This window comes from Cellvibrio sp. QJXJ, from assembly GCF_024452345.1.
Classification (GTDB): domain Bacteria; phylum Pseudomonadota; class Gammaproteobacteria; order Pseudomonadales; family Cellvibrionaceae; genus Cellvibrio.
Genome location: NZ_CP101662.1, coordinates 3,167,400 through 3,186,151 on the forward strand (window position 1 = coordinate 3,167,400; position 18,752 = coordinate 3,186,151).

At 53.0% G+C, this 18,752-nt stretch carries 18 protein-coding genes; 4 read left to right on the forward strand and 14 right to left on the reverse strand.

Annotated elements, in window-relative coordinates; genetic code table 11:
• Nucleotides 1-160: 160 nt before the first annotated feature.
• From NNX04_RS13755 to ftsY, 7 genes are all read right to left on the reverse strand, one after another.
• A complete protein-coding gene (locus NNX04_RS13755) occupies nt 161-1,198 on the reverse strand; it encodes an OmpA family protein (protein ID WP_151059210.1) in 1,038 nt (345 codons plus the stop codon).
• Nucleotides 1,199-1,398: 200 nt separating this feature from the next.
• Nucleotides 1,399-2,145, reverse strand: coding sequence for a tRNA (guanosine(46)-N7)-methyltransferase TrmB (gene trmB, locus NNX04_RS13760; protein WP_225318514.1), 747 nt, complete (start codon nt 2,143-2,145; stop codon nt 1,399-1,401).
• 39 nt (nt 2,146-2,184) lie between these two features.
• Nucleotides 2,185-2,568, reverse strand: coding sequence for a DUF423 domain-containing protein (locus NNX04_RS13765; protein WP_261946143.1), 384 nt, complete (start codon nt 2,566-2,568; stop codon nt 2,185-2,187).
• A gap of 92 nt (nt 2,569-2,660) precedes the next feature.
• Nucleotides 2,661-3,521 (reverse strand): RNA polymerase sigma factor RpoH, encoded by an 861-nt coding sequence (gene rpoH, locus NNX04_RS13770; protein ID WP_007639339.1) that lies wholly within the window; start codon nt 3,519-3,521, stop codon nt 2,661-2,663.
• A gap of 119 nt (nt 3,522-3,640) precedes the next feature.
• Nucleotides 3,641-4,711: a permease-like cell division protein FtsX gene (gene ftsX / locus NNX04_RS13775; protein ID WP_261946144.1), complete on the reverse strand. Its 1,071-nt coding sequence runs from the start codon at nt 4,709-4,711 to the stop codon at nt 3,641-3,643.
• Nucleotides 4,708-5,376, reverse strand: coding sequence for a cell division ATP-binding protein FtsE (ftsE, locus tag NNX04_RS13780; RefSeq protein ID WP_007639335.1), 669 nt, complete (start codon nt 5,374-5,376; stop codon nt 4,708-4,710). The genes ftsX and ftsE overlap by 4 nt, the downstream gene beginning before the upstream one ends.
• A gap of 23 nt (nt 5,377-5,399) precedes the next feature.
• Entirely contained in the window at nt 5,400-6,524 is a 1,125-nt protein-coding gene (ftsY, locus tag NNX04_RS13785) for a signal recognition particle-docking protein FtsY (RefSeq protein ID WP_151055002.1), read from the reverse strand.
• 26 nt (nt 6,525-6,550) lie between these two features.
• On the opposite strand from ftsY, the gene rsmD reads away from it, so the two are divergent.
• Nucleotides 6,551-7,276 carry a 16S rRNA (guanine(966)-N(2))-methyltransferase RsmD gene (gene rsmD, locus NNX04_RS13790; protein ID WP_261946145.1) on the forward strand — a complete coding sequence of 242 codons (726 nt, stop codon included), beginning with the start codon at nt 6,551-6,553 and terminating at the stop codon, nt 7,274-7,276.
• Nucleotides 7,277-7,290: 14 nt separating this feature from the next.
• Here the strand turns inward: rsmD and NNX04_RS13795 are convergent, their stop codons facing one another.
• Nucleotides 7,291-9,576 carry a carbohydrate-binding protein gene (locus NNX04_RS13795; protein WP_261946146.1) on the reverse strand — a complete coding sequence of 762 codons (2,286 nt, stop codon included), beginning with the start codon at nt 9,574-9,576 and terminating at the stop codon, nt 7,291-7,293.
• 198 nt (nt 9,577-9,774) lie between these two features.
• Here NNX04_RS13795 and coaD point away from each other — a divergent pair, with 198 nt between their 5' ends.
• Entirely contained in the window at nt 9,775-10,254 is a 480-nt protein-coding gene (gene coaD / locus NNX04_RS13800; RefSeq protein ID WP_261946147.1) for a pantetheine-phosphate adenylyltransferase, read from the forward strand.
• Nucleotides 10,255-10,261: 7 nt separating this feature from the next.
• Here coaD and NNX04_RS13805 read toward each other — a convergent pair whose 3' ends face one another.
• From NNX04_RS13805 to radC, 6 genes are all read right to left on the reverse strand, one after another.
• On the reverse strand, nt 10,262-10,774 hold the full coding sequence (locus tag NNX04_RS13805) for a hypothetical protein (RefSeq protein ID WP_007639325.1): 513 nt from the start codon (nt 10,772-10,774) through the stop codon (nt 10,262-10,264).
• 81 nt (nt 10,775-10,855) lie between these two features.
• Nucleotides 10,856-11,668 (reverse strand): bifunctional DNA-formamidopyrimidine glycosylase/DNA-(apurinic or apyrimidinic site) lyase, encoded by an 813-nt coding sequence (mutM, locus tag NNX04_RS13810; RefSeq protein ID WP_007639324.1) that lies wholly within the window; start codon nt 11,666-11,668, stop codon nt 10,856-10,858.
• A gap of 45 nt (nt 11,669-11,713) precedes the next feature.
• On the reverse strand, nt 11,714-13,120 hold the full coding sequence (locus NNX04_RS13815; protein ID WP_007639323.1) for an HDOD domain-containing protein: 1,407 nt from the start codon (nt 13,118-13,120) through the stop codon (nt 11,714-11,716).
• 233 nt (nt 13,121-13,353) lie between these two features.
• Complete coding sequence (gene rpmG, locus NNX04_RS13820; RefSeq protein WP_007639321.1) at nt 13,354-13,509, reverse strand: 50S ribosomal protein L33; 156 nt, start codon at nt 13,507-13,509, stop codon at nt 13,354-13,356.
• Between the two features lie 15 nt (nt 13,510-13,524).
• Nucleotides 13,525-13,761: a 50S ribosomal protein L28 gene (gene rpmB / locus NNX04_RS13825; protein ID WP_007639320.1), complete on the reverse strand. Its 237-nt coding sequence runs from the start codon at nt 13,759-13,761 to the stop codon at nt 13,525-13,527.
• Nucleotides 13,762-14,053: 292 nt separating this feature from the next.
• On the reverse strand, nt 14,054-14,728 hold the full coding sequence (gene radC / locus NNX04_RS13830) for a RadC family protein (RefSeq protein ID WP_007639319.1): 675 nt from the start codon (nt 14,726-14,728) through the stop codon (nt 14,054-14,056).
• Between the two features lie 247 nt (nt 14,729-14,975).
• Here radC and coaBC point away from each other — a divergent pair, with 247 nt between their 5' ends.
• On the forward strand, nt 14,976-16,184 hold the full coding sequence (gene coaBC / locus NNX04_RS13835) for a bifunctional phosphopantothenoylcysteine decarboxylase/phosphopantothenate--cysteine ligase CoaBC (RefSeq protein ID WP_261946148.1): 1,209 nt from the start codon (nt 14,976-14,978) through the stop codon (nt 16,182-16,184).
• 29 nt (nt 16,185-16,213) lie between these two features.
• Nucleotides 16,214-18,724, forward strand: coding sequence for a phosphomannomutase/phosphoglucomutase (locus tag NNX04_RS13840; RefSeq protein ID WP_007639316.1), 2,511 nt, complete (start codon nt 16,214-16,216; stop codon nt 18,722-18,724).
• Nucleotides 18,725-18,752: the final 28 nt, after the last annotated feature.

Consider the following 18,752-nt stretch of genomic DNA (forward strand, 5'->3'; position numbering starts at 1 on the left):
CTACCAGTTATAAAATGTATAAAAAAATATGCGTAATCGATTACACAACACCCAATCAAGGTTGAATCCCGTCACCTTGGGTAACATCCACGGGAATCATCCAAATCGCAGGCAATAAAAAACCGGCACTCAGGCCGGTTTTTTAACACGCAAGAAACTATTAATTGCGAGTTTCGGTCTTGGTTACCTTGGTAGACACTTGACCAACTACGCGACGGTTTTGCTCGCGACCATCAGCAGTCATGTTGTCTGCAACCGGTTTGGCTTCACCGTAACCAATTGCATTTACGCGATCAGCAGCAATACCGTATTTGGTAATCAGCGCTGCTTTCACTGCATCAGCACGGCTTTGTGACAGCTTTTGGTTGTAGGCATCAGAACCCTGGCTATCAGTGTGGCCTTCAACAGTCACTTGAGTATCAGCATACTGATCCATAAAGGTAGCCAGTTTAGCTACTTCACCTTCAAAATCAGGCTTGATAACTGACTTGGCAGTATCGAAGGTAATGTTCAGTTCAATGGCAACAGTTTCAGTCAACTTCAAAGAACAACCAACAGCGTCAACCTTGTGAGTTGATGGGGTGTTAGGGCACTGGTCTTTGGAGTCAAATACACCGTCGCCATCGCTGTCTTTTTCAACGACCGGTGCAGGTGCTGGCGCTGCTTTTACTGGCGCAGGTGAACCGCCAAACAGATAGCTAATACCAGCATTCAGGGCCAGATCGGTGTACTCATTGTCCAGGCTGTTGAAAGCGCGAACATCGGTACGGAATTCCCAGTTACCGCCCAGTGAACGCTTAACACCGGCACCGAGGTTCAACAGGGTGTCGCGCTCGGATGATGGGGTAGCGGCGTTGAATTCACGCTCCTGGTCACCTACACCAAAGGCAACATAAGGGCGCCACAGGCTTTCAGTGTTGATGTTGTACAGGGCATCCAAACGGTATTGTGTGCCATCTACGTCAACAGCGCCCGCTTGGGTTTCACTGTCCCACTTGCTGGCAACGGCTTCCAAAGTCCAGTTTTCGTTCAACACGTAACCAAAACCCAGACCCCAGGTATTGGCATCTTCAAGAGCTTCGTCAAAGAATACACGGCCAGCATCGGCACGTACTTCGAATTTGTGGTTATCGGCGCTAGCGCCTGCTGATAAAGCGGCAATTACTGCAGATAAAGCTAATACTTGTGTGTGTTTCATAGTCATAGTTCTCCGTTGAAAATAGCGAGTTCCAAAAAAACAATCGGGCTGGTTACTTTATACATACCCGGATTGATAAAAAATGATCAAAACGATCAGTCAACTACACCGGCTTAAAATCCGTTTCATGATTATTTTCAGTCGCTTACATTAACAAATTAAAGTGCTGTCTGCCAATTTAAGCGACTTTGAACGCCAGTTTATGCTGTTTTCTTGAACAAAAGATCCCAAACACCGTGCCCCAGGCGCTCACCGCGCTTTTCAAACTTGGTGATTGGCCGATACTCCGGTCGTGGTGCATAGCCGGTTTCTTTAAATTCAGTGGCAAATCCCGGCGCCCCATTCATCACTTCCAGCATATGCTCCGCATAGGCTTGCCAGTCAGTGGCCATATGAAATATGCCGCCGTCGACGAGTTTAGGGCGGAGTTTCTGAACAAAGGCTGACTGCAGGATTCGCCGTTTGTGATGTTTCTTTTTGTGCCAAGGGTCAGGAAAGTAAAGTTGCAGGCGATCTATGCTGCCGTCGGGAATACAATCTTCCAGTACATCCATAGCATCAGCCATGTACACCCGCAGGTTGGTTAACCCCTCCTGCCCGGCTACGTTAATCAAGCGCCCGACACCTGGCGGGTGTACTTCAATACCGATAAAGTTTTTTTCCGGCTCGTTGCGCGCCATCTCCAACAGGGAATCGCCCATGCCAAAACCGATTTCCAATACCAGTGGCGCCTTGCGGGCAAACACCACTGCCGGGTCAATTCGCCCCTTAAACAGGCTCAAACCAAAGCTCGGCCAATAGGTATCAAAGGCATTTTTTTGCCCCACAGTAATACGCCCGGCGCGGATCACAAAACTGCGAATCGCTTTGGGTTTAAATTCAGGCTTGATAAGAAACCCTTGCTCACCGCCTTCAAGGTCGGGAGTTAACTCAGGAAAATCAGACATAGAGGTTATCAATCGTTAGATAAGAAAAAGGCCGCGCCATCAGGCATCCGGTTTGGTTTGCCAGGCCGCCAGCATTAGCAACAGCCAGCCCAGCAGGAAGCACAGACCACCAAGCGGAGTCACTGGCCCCAGCCAGCGCGGTGCACCCAGCGCCAATCCGTAAAGGCTGCCACTGAATAACAGGATGCCCAGTATAAAGGCTAGGCCAGCAGCTTTTAACCCTGGTGTTGCCGGTTTATGTAACAACCACAACCCCAGAAACAACAAGGCAAAGGTGTGATAGAACTGGTACTGTACCCCCGTTTTTACAGTCGCCAAGGCGCTGGTTGAAAGCAGTTGCGCCAAGCCATGTGCCGCGAATGCGCCGATAATTACCGCTAAAAAACCGCTAATTGCAGCGATTATAATCAATAAACGCGCCATTTATTCCTCCGCAAAAGGCTTGTTATAAAACAAAAAAGCAATAAAAAAGCCGCGCAATGCGCGGCTTTTTAGTAGTCAATAATCGCTGTTGGTCAGGCTTCCAACATCATGGTTTTGACTTTGTTCATGGCATTTTTTTCCAACTGGCGGATACGCTCCGCTGAAACACCGTATTCGGCAGCCAGGTCATGGAGTGTCGCCTTGTCTTCATTTAACCAGCGGCGCTGCAAAATCACACGGCTACGATCATCCAACTGTTCAATCGCTTTTTCCAAACTGTTGACATTGGACTCCTCCCAATTGGACTCCTCCAAACGCACAGCAGGGTCGTAGCGATTGTCTTCGAGGTAATGGGCTGGCGCCACATAACCATCGTCTTCGTCATCTTCACCGGCATCAAAACCTGCGTCATAAGAAGCGAGGCGGCCTTCCATTTCGCGTACTTGCTTAACATCAACACCCAGATCTGCCGCGACGGCGTGAGCTTCGTCGTTGCTCAACCACGCCAAACGCTTTTTAGCGCCACGCAGATTGAAGAACAATTTGCGCTGGGCTTTGGTGGTGGCGATTTTCACGATGCGCCAGTTTTTCAGGATAAATTCATGAATTTCGGCTTTGATCCAATGCACAGCAAAAGACACCAAACGCACGCCCTTATCGGGATCGAAACGTTTAACGGCTTTCATCAGACCGACATTGCCTTCTTGCACCAAATCGCCCAACGGCAAACCATAACCATTGTATGAACGTGCAATGTGCACGACAAAACGCAGATGGGCCATTACCAATTTACGCGCGGCATCAAGATTGCCGTTGTGGTGCAGATCGCGCGCCAGCTCTTGCTCCTCCTCCACAGTGAGGATAGAAAAAGCACTGACCGCTTGAACATAGGCGTTCAGGTTTGCACCAGGGGCAAGGATGCCAATAGGTTGCAGACTTGTACTTGCGCTCATGTATACCTCCAATAACTGTGGTCCGAGTGTACCACCGGCTATTTAGTTGTGCTAGCACCGAAAAAGTTCACTTTACGCGAATGTTGCACCGGCTAGGGACACCAGATTTACCCGCCGATTTAACGTGGTTGGATCTGGTACAAGTGGCGCGCCACCGCGATCCAGGCGCCGATCAACCCCGTTACTCCCGCAAACAGGATTAACTGTAAGCTCTCTATAAAACCTAAGCCTTGTAAACGAAAGCTGCTTTGATACAGATCAGCCAACTGTGCAACTGGCGCCGCTAACCACCAAAAACCCAGGCCCAATAAAATGGCCGCGACAATGCCCCCGCCGACACCAAACCAAAGACCGGTATAGAGAAACGGGCGGCGCACATAGGCGTCGGTGCCACCTACCAGTTTCACGACCAGAATTTCATCGCGGCGATTTTCAATCGCCATACGAATGGTATTACCGATAACCAACAACACCCCCAGCGCCAGCAGCCCCGCCAAGGCGGTGACAAAACGCTCGGCCAAGGCAATAAATTGATGCAAGCGCTTCACCCAGAGCATATCCAAGCGCACATCGGCGACCAGCGGGTTGGCGGTCAAGGTCTGCTGCAGATCGGCCAGCGCTGCCGGTGTATTTTCGACCATTTTCGGGGTAACCAAAATCACCCCGGGCAGTGGATTTTCATCCAAATGATTGGCAAGTTCACCCAACCCGGAACCCTGCTTGAACTCCGCAAGTGCCTGTTCGGGCGAGATATAATTTGCCTGTAACACATCCGGGCGCTGGGCCAAACGGCCGCGTAAATCCTGCGCCTGGGTTGCAGTGATATCCTTCTTTAAAAACACCGATACCTGACTGGAATCCTGCCAGGTTTGGCCAATTTGCTGCAGATTATTGAAAACCACAAACAGCGCAGCGGGCAGTGCGATAGCAATCGCAATCACCAACCAGGTCATGGCACTTTGCAGCGGTGTTTCAAACATACGCAGCAGGCTTTCGATGGCGGAGTTGCTGTGATGGGCACTCCAGGCATCAAACTTGTCGCGCCAGGACATTTGGCTCTGCACCGCACCTTGCGGACGCACAGTTTCTACACGCGGCGGCGCTTCGCGGCGCGGGCGATCAGCACGGCTAGTGGTGCTCGCGCCCATACGATTGCGGCGCTCGGGTTTTGCGGGACGATTCGATTTCACCAGAGCACCCCGTCGTGTACCAGTTTACCTTGCACCAAGCCCAACACCCGTTTGTTCATCCGCTTTAACAATTCCACGTCGTGGGTGGCGATCATTACTGTGGTGCCCACCTCGTTGAACTGGCGAAACAGCGTCATGATTTCGTTGGCTAATTCAGGGTCGAGGTTACCAGTGGGTTCATCCGCCAGTAATAAGGTTGGTTTATTGACTACCGCCCGGGCGATGCCCACGCGCTGTTGTTCACCACCGGAGAGCACCACCGGGTTGCTGCGTTCTTTATCCAGCAGGTCAACCTTGTCGAGCGCGGCGCGCACGCGTTTGCCGATTTCCTGATGAGGGTAACCGGCAACCTGCAATGGTAGGGCGACGTTATCGAACACCGTGCGATCAAAGAGCAATTGGTGATTTTGGAAAACTACGCCGATATTGCGGCGAAAATAGGGGATCTGGCTTTTGGGCATGGTTTCCAGATGATGACCATCCACAAATACCTGCCCCAGCGATGGCTGCTCCATGAGCATTATCATTTTCATCAGCGTGCTTTTGCCCGCCCCCGAGTGGCCGGTGAGGAAAACCATCTCCCCCGCCTGCACTTCAAAGTCGACGCGCGCCAAGGCTTCGTAGCCGGTGTCGTAGCGCTTGCTTACGGTTTCAAATCGAATCACAACAAACCCTGTTTGCTAAATAGTTAAGCGGCATCCGTTTGATTAAACAGCGCCTTGATAAACGGCTCAGCCGCAAACGGCTGTAAATCATCAATCGCCTCGCCGACACCAATAAAACGCACCGGCAGGCCGAATTTCTTGCTCAGGGCAAAAATTACTCCGCCTTTGGCGGTGCCATCGAGCTTGGTTAATACCAACCCGGTTACCCCGGCAGCGTCGCGGAAGGTTTCGGTTTGGTTGACCGCGTTCTGGCCGGTTCCAGCATCCAGTACCAACAACACTTCGTGAGGCGCAGAGCCATCAACCTTGGCCATCACTCGTTTGACCTTGGACAACTCATCCATCAAATGGTTTTTGTTGTGCAGGCGGCCCGCAGTATCGGCAATGATCACATCAATTCCCCGCGATTTGGCCGCTTGCAGGGCGTCGAATATTACCGACGCCGAATCCGCACCGGTATGCTGGGCAATCACCGGGACATTGTTGCGCTCACCCCAAACCTGCAGCTGTTCGACCGCCGCCGCGCGGAAAGTATCCCCCGCCGCCAACATGACTTTTTTACCCTCGTTTTGCAGGCGCTTGGCAAGTTTGCCGATGGTGGTCGTTTTGCCCACCCCATTCACACCCACCACCAGAATCACATAAGGTTGCCTGCTACTGTCGATCACCAGCGGTTTTTCCACCGGGCGCAGCAAATCTGTGAGCTGGTCGCGCAGGGCTTGATAAAGTGCATCCACATCGTTGAGCTGCTTACGGGCGACGCGGGCTGTCAGGCTATCGATAATTTCTGTGGTTGCATCCATCCCCACATCGGCAACCAATAATTGGGTTTCCAGCTCTTCAAACAGCTCATCATCGATGGTTTTGCGACCGAGAAACAGATTGCCCAAACCCTCGGCAAAGTGACTGCTGGTGCGGCTTAAACCCTGTTTGATACGGGCAAAAAAGCCGAGTTTCGCGGGGGCTTCCGGTGGGTTAACTACTACCGGGGACTCGACAACGGGTGCGGGTTCGCTCTCGCTGACCACCTCGACAGCAGGCGATTCGATAAGCGGGTTGTTATCGGAATTGTTATCGAAACTGCCATCGGGCTTGGCATCAACCTTAGCGTCAGGCTTATCGGATTTTTTAAAGAGATTGAAAAACATAAGTGTGATCTGGGGTGTTGGCAAAAATGGATGAGTGGCGCACAGCAGCAGATATGGATTCTGCAAAGCCAGCAAAGGCGCTATCCTACCACTTCTTCACCGCCCGCAGAGAAAAAGCCTTGTCCAAACCCGTCGCAAAATCGCTCACAAAATCACCCAAGGGTAGCAACCAACTGCGCATTATTGGCGGCCTGTGGCGCGGGCGAAAACTCGGTTTTCCTGATGTGGATGGCCTGCGCCCCACCGGTGACCGGATTCGCGAAACCCTGTTCAATTGGCTGGCGCCGGATATTCAAGGCGCTCACTGCCTGGATTTGTTTGCCGGTTCCGGTGCCTTGGGGTTGGAGGCACTGTCGCGTGGTGCCGCGAGCAGCCTGCTGATTGAACGCGATAGCCGCGCCGCTGCTCAGCTCAACGCCAACCTTGAGTTACTCAAGGCAGAGGGTGGGAAAGTATTGCAGATGGATGCACTGGGGTATTTAGGTACTGCAACGGCACAACGCCAGACACCGCGGTTTGATGTAGTGTTTATCGACCCGCCGTTCCAATTAAACCTGTGGCAAGCCGTGATCGACCTGATAGAACAGCAGCAATTATTAAGCGAAGGGGCGGCGATTTATATTGAGTCCGGCCTGCATGACCAGTACCTGCCCCCTGCCAGCTGGCGCTTGCACCGAGATAAAACCTCCGGCAGCGTTCACTACCGGTTGTTCTATCGCGATGCCCCTGACCAAACGCAAACCTCGACCTAAATCACGGCCATCACTCAGTTAGGTGCGATTTTGATAAAACGGCTGTAGAGACCATTTTTATCAAACGCGGCCACCTCAAACACATAAGTCCCTTCCAACCAAGCTAGATTCAGCTCATTGGTGTAGGCATTCTCGACGCTCACATAGGTGTACTCGGTATCAGTCAGCCGGCGATAGCGCACCTCATAACCACCTAACTCACTGATGTCGAGTGTGGTTCCGTCTTCACGCAAGCTTGGGATATTCCAGCGCAGATACACCGGCCCTGCAACCGCGCTGCCCTCTGAACCCAGTGAACTTGCAGCTGACGAACTTGATGAACTGGTGATCGGTGCTGCCGAGCTGGAGGACGAACTGGATACCACCGGCGCGCTGCTGGTTTGCGAGGAAGTTGATGAGGCAACCGACGAAGTGGAGCTGGACGAACTGGAAACTGGCTCCGTATTACTCGGTACCGAACCGGCAGGTGCCTCCTCAATTTTAAACCAGTTAATGTTGTAACCCTTGGCAAGCGCGGTCATGCCAAAAATATGAGGGCCAGCCTCGAGTGTGACTATACGCTCCACATCCACCCATTTTTGGAAACTTCCGGTTTTGGGCACGGCAACCACATCATACTGTTTACTGCCATCCGCCTCATGAAATGCAAGACTGCCGCCACCGTAGAGGCTGGAGGTGCGATAAGTAACTTTGTAATTACCGGTAACGGGAATATCGATCACCTTATTTTCATAAGACAACCAATCGCCCGCGTCGATAGCGCCAATGTTTGAACCACCACCCACATCGGTCGTGGCCTCCACTTTGATACCAGACATAGCAGCAAAATCTTCCGCCTGGATTGTGACTGGCAGAGCTATGCCTTTGTAGTCCACTTGCATCCAATTGAGATTAAAACCCTTGACGAGGGCAGTGATGCCCAACTTATGAGTGCCCGCTGGCAGGGTAATGGTCTGTTCGATGGTAATCCATTTCTGGAAGCCGCCCGTTTTGGGCACGGCCACGGGTGCAAATTGATGGCCCGTATCCAGATTGTAGAGGTAGAAACTTCCGCCCCCATAAAGGCTGGAAACGCGATAGCTCACCTTGTAATTACCGGCGGTAGGCGCATGGATTTCATGGTTGCCATAGGCCAGCCAATCACTGGCATCTATCGCACCGATATTGAAGCCGCCACCTTCATCAGTGGTGGGTTCAACTTTAATACCCCCCATCGCGGTATAAGCTTCTGATTCGATGCGCAGCGAGGTAGTCGGCGCAGTGCCCGTGCTGCTTGCCGTGCTGGATACCGCAGCGCTGCTGGGCTGCGATGAACTCGATACGGCCACACTGCTCGGTTGTGACGAGCTGGATACCGCAACACTGCTGGGCTGGGAGGAACTTGACACTGCCACACTGCTCGGTTGCGATGAGCTGGATACCGCTACGCTGCTGGGCTGGGAGGAGCTCGACACGGCCACACTACTCGGCTGTGACGAGCTGGATACCGCAACACTGCTGGGCTGCGATGAACTGGATACGGCAACACTACTCGGCTGTGACGAACTGGAGGGGGGGGCCGGTGCCTCTTCCGCTATCTTGTCCAATTTAAACCAATTGATATTAAAACCCTTGCTCAAGGCTTTAATACCCAAAGTGTGGCGCCCTGCGGGCAAGGTCACTGTCTGCTCCACGCTAACCCAAGTTTGCCAACTACCGGTTTTGGGAACTGTAACCCTGTCATATTCGGTATCGGTGTCGAGCTCGTACAAATAGAAACTACTGCCACCCTGCGGGCTGGATAGGCGATAAGTGATTTTGTAAGTGGTAGGTACCGCTATCTCGATAACCGTATTTTCATAAGCCAGCCAATCGCCCGGATCTATCGCACCAATATTCGAGCCACCGCCCGTATCTTTGGTGGCCTCAACCTTGATCCCTTTCATGGCCGAAAAGTTTTCCGCCTGAATCACCAGCGAACTGGTCGTTGAGCTGCTGCTCGTGGTGGTATTCGTCGTGGTCTGTGCCACCGCACCACCGGCGGCACTCATCATCGGCGCCACCAGGCTCATCACCAGGGTCATTTTGCGCAGGTACATCTGCCAATTCAGACCGCGCTTCAATTGTTGGCGCGTGATGTAGCCCATTTCAATCAGGATTTCACCCAAAGAGGTGGCATCCATCATGCGTTTATCGCTGGGGTCTACCGTGGCACGACGGCGTTTTTGCTCCGCGATGGCCAGTTGCAATTGATCCTCTCGCAGTAGTCCCTTCTCTCGCAGGATGTCCCCTAACCGCGTCGCCTTGATGTTGCCAGCCATCTCACACCTCCAAAAACCCTTGTCTATACTTCAGTTCGTCCATCGAGAACTGAAACCTCTGTTCAGTCTAGTAGAGGCTAACCCAGGTTTGTGGAGCGCCTATAGACAAATTGGTGATTTACAGTTTGCTGGTCAGTTCATTACGAATTTTGTACCATGCCGGCCCCGCCAGCCGGCGTCTTCTCTGGAACTATCCCTATGCGCACAGTGGTCTATCCGGGCACTTTTGACCCCATCACCAACGGCCACATCGATTTAGTGGAGCGCGCCTGTCGGCTGTTCGACAAAGTGATAGTCGCCGTCGCAGCGAGCAATCGTAAAAACCCGCTGTTCAGTCTGGACGAGCGTGTAGCACTCGCGCAACAAACGCTCAGCCACTTAACCAATGTGACCGTCGTGGGGTTTGATATTTTGTTGGTGGAGTTTGTACGCCAGCAGAATGCGCAGGCGGTATTGCGGGGGTTGCGTGCAGTATCGGATTTTGAATACGAGTTTCAGCTGGCCAATATGAACCGCGCACTGGCGCCCACCATGGAGAGTATCTTTCTCACCCCGGCGGAACACCTTTCTTATATATCTTCGTCAATCGTGCGGGAAATCGCCATTTTGGGCGGTGATGTCAGCAAGTTTGTCGCCGCTCCTGTAGAAACGGCACTCAAGCAAAAATTTGGTCGCTGATCAATTCTCATCCGCCATTACGGACGAATACCGGCTTAAGGCGATCAATGTTTTTAGGCCCATTTTTGGTGCTGTTGCAGGAAGTACACATGGGCTGTAGGTTGCTAAAATCGTTGTATGCCTCAATCACATCGCTTTTACGCAGCCCTTCCCAATAGCCATTAGCAGCCCTGACACTTATCCAGTCACATTGATCGAGCACGTGGCTCGTCCAATTTTTGCGGTGATCAATACTGTCTGCCGCTTTGCCACATTTCACACAGGCGACTTTTCCTCGGCCGCCCCATTTATTCCAAACATCGTCCGCATTCTGCCATCCCGGACGCGTACCTTTGAATAGATAAGAGGGAGCGGCAGGCTGAATGAAATACTCCCCGCTCTCAAACTCCCGCAATACTTTGGCTTTACTGCGCGTATTGCGAGGGTTGCGCAAAGCAGCCTGCCTGGGTTTATCCAACCCGAATTGACTCTTCATCCGCGCCTTGCGCAGGGTTCTCGCTTTTGTATCTGAATGGGGCATAACCTATCTCCTTATGATTGATCGATATCGCTGATTCTACGTCTCTACCCACGGCACACCATTACACCAGATAACGTCAGCCTATTTCTGGCACGCCACGCAATACACCGTGGTGCGATCACTCATGCGCACCTCTTTGAGCGGTTTTTTACAGGTCATACAGGGCTGATTACCGCGCCCATAGACCAGTAGTTGCTGCTTGAAGTACCCCGGTTTGCCATCACCACCGACAAAATCGCGCAATGTCGTGCCGCCCTGATCAATGGAGCGTTGCAGTACAAATTTAATATCGCGCACCAGTTGCTCACAATCCTTACGCGTCAGTGCGCTCGCTTTGCGAATCGGTTTGATGCCCGCCATAAATAGCGATTCATTGGCGTAGATGTTCCCCACCCCCACCACGATTTTGCTGTCCATGATGAACTGTTTCACCGCCTGGCTGCGCTTGCGGCTGCGCTCGTATAAATAATCTGCAGTGAATGTATCGGTAAGCGGCTCCGGCCCTAAATCGGCCAATAGCTTGTGAGTTTTGGGGTCGCCCTCCACCCATAACCAGCAACCGAAACGGCGCGGATCGCAATAACGCAGCGCCTGTTTACCGAAGATCAGGTCAACATGATCGTGAAACAGCGGCGGCTCGTCGGCTTGCACAATACGCAGGCTGCCGGACATACCCAAGTGGATCAACGCATGGCCGTGACCGAAATCCAGCAATAGATATTTGCCGCGCCGGTAAGCACCGCGCAGTGAATGGCCGACAACCCGCTCCTGCAAGTCGGTGGGGATAGGCCAGCGCAGGCGCGGCTGGCGCACAATCAATGCCGTGGTTTTACGGCCGACGACGTGGGGCGCAATACCGCGCAAGGTAGTTTCAACTTCGGGCAACTCGGGCATAGGTAATCCTGTGAGCGGTAGACGCCGCTATTATGCCAGCGGCGCTCACTGGGTACCCGCATTCAAACGCATCATCAGGTTTAATTGATTGGCGATCAGCTGGAATTCCTCAAATTGGCGTGCGTTCAAACCACTGCGTTCACCATCGGCATAAGCGATAGCCAGGAGCCGTTTATTGAGCTGCAAGGGCGCCAGAAATAAACCACCAGTAGCTCCCATCACTTGTAACGCCCCCATGTCTTTTAACGCCACCTTGGGTTGATACCAATAAGGTTCCTGCTGGCGCAAAAACTCATGCAGTAATTCACCTTTGTGCAATTGTTCCAAGTTGATTTTGACCTGCTGCCGCCACAGGTGCGTTCCCTTGCCCGCCACGTAACGCACGTCCAGTTGTTTGGTTTTATGATCGACAAACAAAATGGCGACCCGCGCTATAGCCGCGCCCTCATGCAGGGCCGCGAGCGACAATTGAGTCACTTTGGGCAAGCTGTCACCAGCCATCATCGCTTTGTGGATCTGGTTCAAGCGCTGCTGGAACAGGTAGTCAGCCACATCGCTGGAGGGCTGCTCTTTGGCATCTATATCATCGGGGTCAGGTAAGGCGCTGATGAGCATATCCACGCCGTAAATCTTGGCGATTACCGACGCCTCATCTGCCATCAATAGAATCTGCTGCTGGGCGTCCTCCAGTGGCAACTTACAGAGGCTGGCCGTCTGCTGGCAGAGCTTATGCATTTCGGGGCTTTTAATCCCGCGCTGGATATAGGTCGCAATCTGGTTGCCCAAATTCACGGCGCGTGCGGCGGCGCTGGAATGCACATGATTCTCGCAGGCCTCGCTCAGCAAATCGCCCAGGGTCCAGTCTTTGATCAAATGGCGGGAGAGCAGGCTGGTATCCACCCCCAAATACTCCAGGGCAAGGCTGTGCTCCGCCTGCGGTTCGCGGTCGCGCGCCTCGATAAACTCCGCCACCACCGGCAGGCCAGTCGATATAAGCGCCAACTCACTGATGTTACGCAACAGCGCCGCGATAAATATCTGTTCTTTTTTATCGCCATCCAAAAACGGCACCATCGCCTTGGCTTGCACTGCGGCGTGGAAGGAGCGTGCGAGACTTTGGATCAAAAGCGCTTTGGGTTTGCCCTGCAAAAAGTTCTCGATCAGGGTAGTAGCGAGTGTGATATTACGCAGGTTGTCAAAACCCAAGTGCACTATCGCGCGCGATACCGTCTTAATCGATGCAAATGCCGGATTATAATGCACAGAATTGGCGATTTTTAACACTTTGGAGGTTAAGTCCGCATCGCGCAGGATGATTTTGGTGAGATCCTCTGCGCGACACTTTTCGTTTTCACTCAGCTCGCAAATTTCCCGCACCACCGCATTCAAGGTGGGTAATTCCTGCTCCGCGAGTGTGTCCATCCACTCCTGTAAACCCTGGGGGTTGATCATAGTTGGCACCGGGAACTCGTCACTGAAATAGGTTTTTTATTCTGTCTTGAGTGTAGTTCAGCGCCGGATTTACGCCGACCTTGGCGCGAATTTCTTTTTTGGGTGTATGCAGCGGCGCAAATTGGCGCTTAAGTAGCGCCGGAAAAGGCGGGGGAAAGCTGGAGCAGGTACACAGGCAATAAAAAACCCGGCGCTGGTTAACCAGGGCCGGGTTTTTAAAGCAGATCAGGTAATTACTTGATTTTGCCTTCTTTGTAGACCACGTGCTTACGCACTACTGGGTCAAACTTTTTGATTTCCATCTTTTCTGGCATGGTGCGCTTGTTCTTGTCAGTGGTGTAGAAGTGACCAGTACCAGCAGAAGAGTTCAGACGAATTTTTTCGCGCATGACAATAGCTCCTAATTACACTTTGTGGCCGTTGGCACGAACATCAGCCAACACAGCGTCAATGCCACGCTTGTCGATGATACGCATACCTTTTGGAGTCAGGCGCAGAGTTACAAAACGCTTCTCAGCTTCTACCCAAAAACGGTGGGATTGCAGGTTTGGCAAAAAACGACGCTTGGTGTGGTTTTTTGCGTGGGAAACATTGTTGCCGGTAATGGGACGTTTACCAGTAACTTGACATACCTTGGACATTTTAGTGCCTCATTAAATAAATCAGCGCGCTAAGCTGGAAGCGCTGTGCTAGAACCGTAAAACAGACTAACAACCAGCCTAGAGCATTGTTGTAAGCAGCCTATTCTTTCCTAAACGCGGCTTGAAAACGGGGTCGGCGCAGCAAATTTCATAGGGGGAAACTTGCGCGAAAGTGGCGCTCTTTTATACGCCTTCACAACCCTGCCGCAAAGAGCCGCGTTTTATACCAAAACAGCCCTTCAATAGCAATGAAAAGCTGTTTTTTTGACCAAAAAATCTAATCCTCTGCGCTTTACAGTATGCCTCGCTCGGCAAACGACACCACTTCGCTATCGCCCACTACCATGTGATCCAGCACCCGCACATCGATCAGATCGAGCGCCGCCATCAACCGCTGGGTAATGCGCTGGTCCGCTTGACTGGGCTCGGCCACACCACTGGGATGATTATGCGCCAGAATGACCGCGGCAGCGTTGTGCGCCAAGGCGCGACGAACCACTTCGCGCGGGTAGACTGAGGCGCCATCGATAGTGCCGAAAAACAGCTCTTCATAAACAATCAGGCGATTTTGGTTATCCAGAAACAACACCGCAAACACTTCGCGGGGTTGATGGCGCAACTGGGCGCTAAGATAGCGCCGCACCAGTTCAGGGCTATTGAGCATATCGCCGGACTTCATCGAGGCTGACAGGTGCCGCCGCCCCATTTCCAATACGGCCTGCAATTGGGCATATTTTGCGTCACCCAGCCCCAAGCCTTTGCAGAAGTCGCGTTGTGATGCCTCCAGTAGCGGGCGCAGGCCACCATATTGTTGCAATAGTTCCCGCGCCAGATCCACCGCTGATTTCCCCACGCAGCCAACGCGCAGGAAAATGGCGAGCAATTCGGCATCGGACAGGGCTCGCGGGCCGAGGGTGAGTAGTTTTTCGCGTGGACGCTCAGCGGCGGGCCAATGGGCGATGGACATAATCGTCTCCTTTATATAAGCGCCATTAAAAAGCGCGATTCCTTGTAGTAGCAACTGTTGCTCACTGGCGCAGATAGACGCGCCAGCGGATACGAAAACGCTGGCAAGAATGGTATCTTAGCCAGCTTTCGTCAAGCCCTGCGCGGTCAGCGCCGTAAGTGGCCAATTACGTCAATGCAAGCTAAGGTTTGCACTAGCTGCTTGTTTATTCACCCGTGCGTGTAGCGCCAGAGCTTTGTGGGTACCTATGTCATCCCTTACCAATAAACAGATTCTCCTCGGTGTCACCGGCGGTATTGCGGCCTATAAAAGTGCCGATCTGGTGCGCCGCCTGCAAGATGCGGGTGCCAGCGTGCAAGTGGTGATGACGCCGGCGGCGCAGGAATTTATTACGCCGCTGACCCTGCAAGCGCTATCGGGGAACCCGGTACATACCCAATTGCTCGACCCCGAAGCGGAAGCGGGCATGGGCCATATCCAGCTGGCGCGCTGGGCGGATTTAGTATTGATCGCCCCCGCCAGCGCCGATTTTATGGCACGCCTGACCCAAGGCATGGGTAATGATTTGCTCACCAGCATTTGCCTCGCGACCGCCGCCCCTATTGCGCTGGCGCCGGCGATGAACCAGGGGATGTGGCGCAATCAGGCGACACAAGCCAATCTGGATTTGCTAATCGAGCGCAAAATTCATATTTTTGGCCCCGCCGACGGCGGTCAGGCCTGTGGCGATATCGGTCCCGGGCGGATGCTGGAACCTTTACAGTTGGTCGATGCCACCGCCAGCCTGTTTGCGACCGGTAGCCTCGCGGGCAAAACGCTTGTGATTACCGCTGGCCCCACCCGCGAAGCGATTGACCCAGTGCGCTACCTGAGCAATCACAGCTCCGGCAAGATGGGTTATGCCCTCGCCGAGGCTGCTGCAGAAGCGGGCGCCAAGACGATTCTGATTAGCGGCCCGACCCAGCTGAAAACACCGCCGCGGGTGCAGCGCATTGATGTCACCAGCGCGCAGCAAATGTTCGACGCCAGCATGGCCGCTGCCGACAGCTGCGATGTGTTTATCGCCGCTGCCGCCGTGGCCGATTATCGCCCCGCGCAGGTTGCGCCCCAAAAGCTTAAAAAAGGTGCTGATGAAAGCATCACCCTGACCCTGGTCAAAAATCCCGACATAGTCGCCAGCGTTGCCGCGCTGCCCAAGCGCCCTTTTACCGTCGGTTTTGCCGCCGAGAGTGAAAACCTACTGGACTATGGCCGGGCGAAGCTGGTGCACAAAAAGCTGGATCTGGTGATTGCCAACAATATCAGCGACAGCCGCATCGGCTTTAATAGTGATGACAATGCGGTGACGGTGATTGATGAACACTCAAACCACGAACTGAGCCAGCGCAGCAAACAGCAGCTGGCACGGGAATTGATTGCACTGATCGCACGCAAAGTGACAGCACCCACACAATAACGACGACTGAATTAGCAAAAGGTAACTACGTGAAACCACGGGATATCACTATAAAAGCAACAGGTACGGCGCCCCTATCACGCAGCGCCCAACGTGCACTGGAGCAAGCCAAACGCAAAGCGGCAGTGCAGCAAAAAATCCTCCTCACCCTGCTGGGAATTGCGCTAGTGGTTAATTTGTTGGCTGCCTATTTCCTGCACCAGCAGCTGGTAGTGGTAAAAAATCACGAAAACCTGCAACGGCTTACCCAGGAAACGGTCAATGAGCGCAAAAGTGCGCTTGAAAACCATTTGCGCGAGCAGGCCAATGCGGTTGAATTGCTGGCCAATAACCCGGCCTGGCTGGCAGCGCTGGATAGCAGCAACCCGGACAATAGCGATGAAACGCGCCAACAATTAACGCAGCGCCTGGCGGCCGACAACCCGGGGATCCTGCATATCCGCCTGACCCCGACGGGAACAGCGGCCCTTGATCGAGAGGCTGAATTCCCGGTGCGCTATCTGGAATTGGACTTGATCCAGCGTGCCGAGCAGCGCAAACCCGCCCTGCCTGAATTGATCGAACTGGATAACCGCTGGATGCTGCAATGGGTAAAACCGCTGGCAGCCAACCCTGAGTCCGCCCCCTTGGGTACGCTCCTCATCACCACTGATGCCAGCCAACTGGTGGAACTGTCAGCCGGTGGGAACCAAAGTGTGGGCGAGACAATATTGTTACAACAGTTCAGCGGCAGCCCGGTGCAGACCATTCGCAAATCCGGCAGCGGCAACGCGGGAGCCAAAGCGAGCGCCAATATCGACCAAAGCCACCTTGTGGTGCAATTTACCCCTTCTGAACAACTTAAAAACACCGCCGAAGAAATGCCAACACTCTGGCTGCTGGTTGTTAGCCTGATCGCCGCCGCCAGTTTGGCGCTCTGCTGGTTCCTCAGCAAAGTGATTACTCGCGCCACATTTAAAGATACAGATAGCCCAACACCTAGCCTGCAAGACACAGTGAAAGCCAGTAAAGATTCTGTGGACGAAGAAAACCTTATCAATCCACTGTTCCAAACCCAGGACATTCTGGATATTGCGGTTATCGATGAAGATGAGGATATCCTCGGGCTGAGCGAAAACTCGGGCAAAAAAGCCAGCAGTGCCAAACGCAGCAGCCTCACCGAGAGTGATGTGCCTCTGGAGATCTTCCGCTCTTATGACATTCGCGGTTTGGTAAACAGCCAAATTACGCCGCAGCTGGCACAGCTAATCGGCCAGGCGGTGGGAAGCGAAGCAATCGATCAGGGTGAACACAGCATTGTGGTCGCACGCGACGGTCGCACTCACAGTGAAGCGCTCACCCAGGCGTTAATTAAAGGTATTTTGCGCACCGGCTGTAATGTAATTAATGTGGGCGTGGTCCCGACGCCGCTCATGTACTTCGCCACCTTTCATTTTGACGATACCCACAGCGGTGTGATGGTGACCGCCAGCCACAACCCCAAGGAATACAACGGTTTTAAAGTGGTGATCAACAATCGCGCGCTGGCCGATGACGCGGTAGTGGAATTGCGCTCGCGTATTATTGCGCAGCGCTTCCATCAAGGCTTGGGTGAGGAGACTCCGCGCGCAATTATCCCCGACTATATCGAACGCATTTTTTCCGACGTGGCGCTGGCGGGAAATATCAGCATAGTGGTGGACGCCGGCAATGCGGTGCCCGGTTTGGTTGCACCGCAATTATTTGAAGAATTGGGCTGTGATGTCACATCGCTTTTTTGCGATCTGGATGGCGAATTCCCCAATCACAATCCCGACCCAACCATCGAAGAAAACTTGCAAGCACTGATCGCCAAAGTCAAAGAGGTCAAAGCCGATATTGGTGTCGCTTTCGACGGTGATGGCGACCGCTTGGTGGTGGTCACTCCCAAGGGCGATATTATTTGGCCCGACCGTTTATTGATGTTATTTGCCAAAGATATTCTCGCGCGCAACCCCGGCGCCGATGTGCTGTTCGACGTAAAATGCTCACGCCAGTTGAACCAGGTAATCAGCAGTTATGGCGGCCGGCCGATCATGTGGAAAACGGGCCACTCGCCGATGAAAGCGAAAATGGAAGAGACGCAAGCGCTTATCGGCGGCGAATATTCCGGCCATATTTTTATCAAGGATCGCTGGTACGGCTTCGACGACGGTATCTACGCCATGGCGCGCCTGTTGGAAATTATTACCCTGCGCGATCAAAACATCGATGACATTTTTGCCGGTTTCCCGCAGTTGCATGCAACACCGGAAATCAAGATCAATATCAGTGATCAGGACAAATTTGGCTTGATTAAAAAACTCGCCGAAACCGGCGATTTTGCCAATGGTGCACTCACCACTATCGATGGTTTACGCGTGGATTACACCAAGGGTTGGGGCTTGGTGCGCGCGTCAAATACCTCACCCGCGCTCACCCTGCGCTTTGAAGCGGAATCACCCGAAGCACTGGAAAAAATACAACAGATTTTCAAACGCGAATTAATTAAAGTTGATGCCAATCTGCACATCGATTTTTGAATTATTAGCGGTTATCAAACACTTTTCA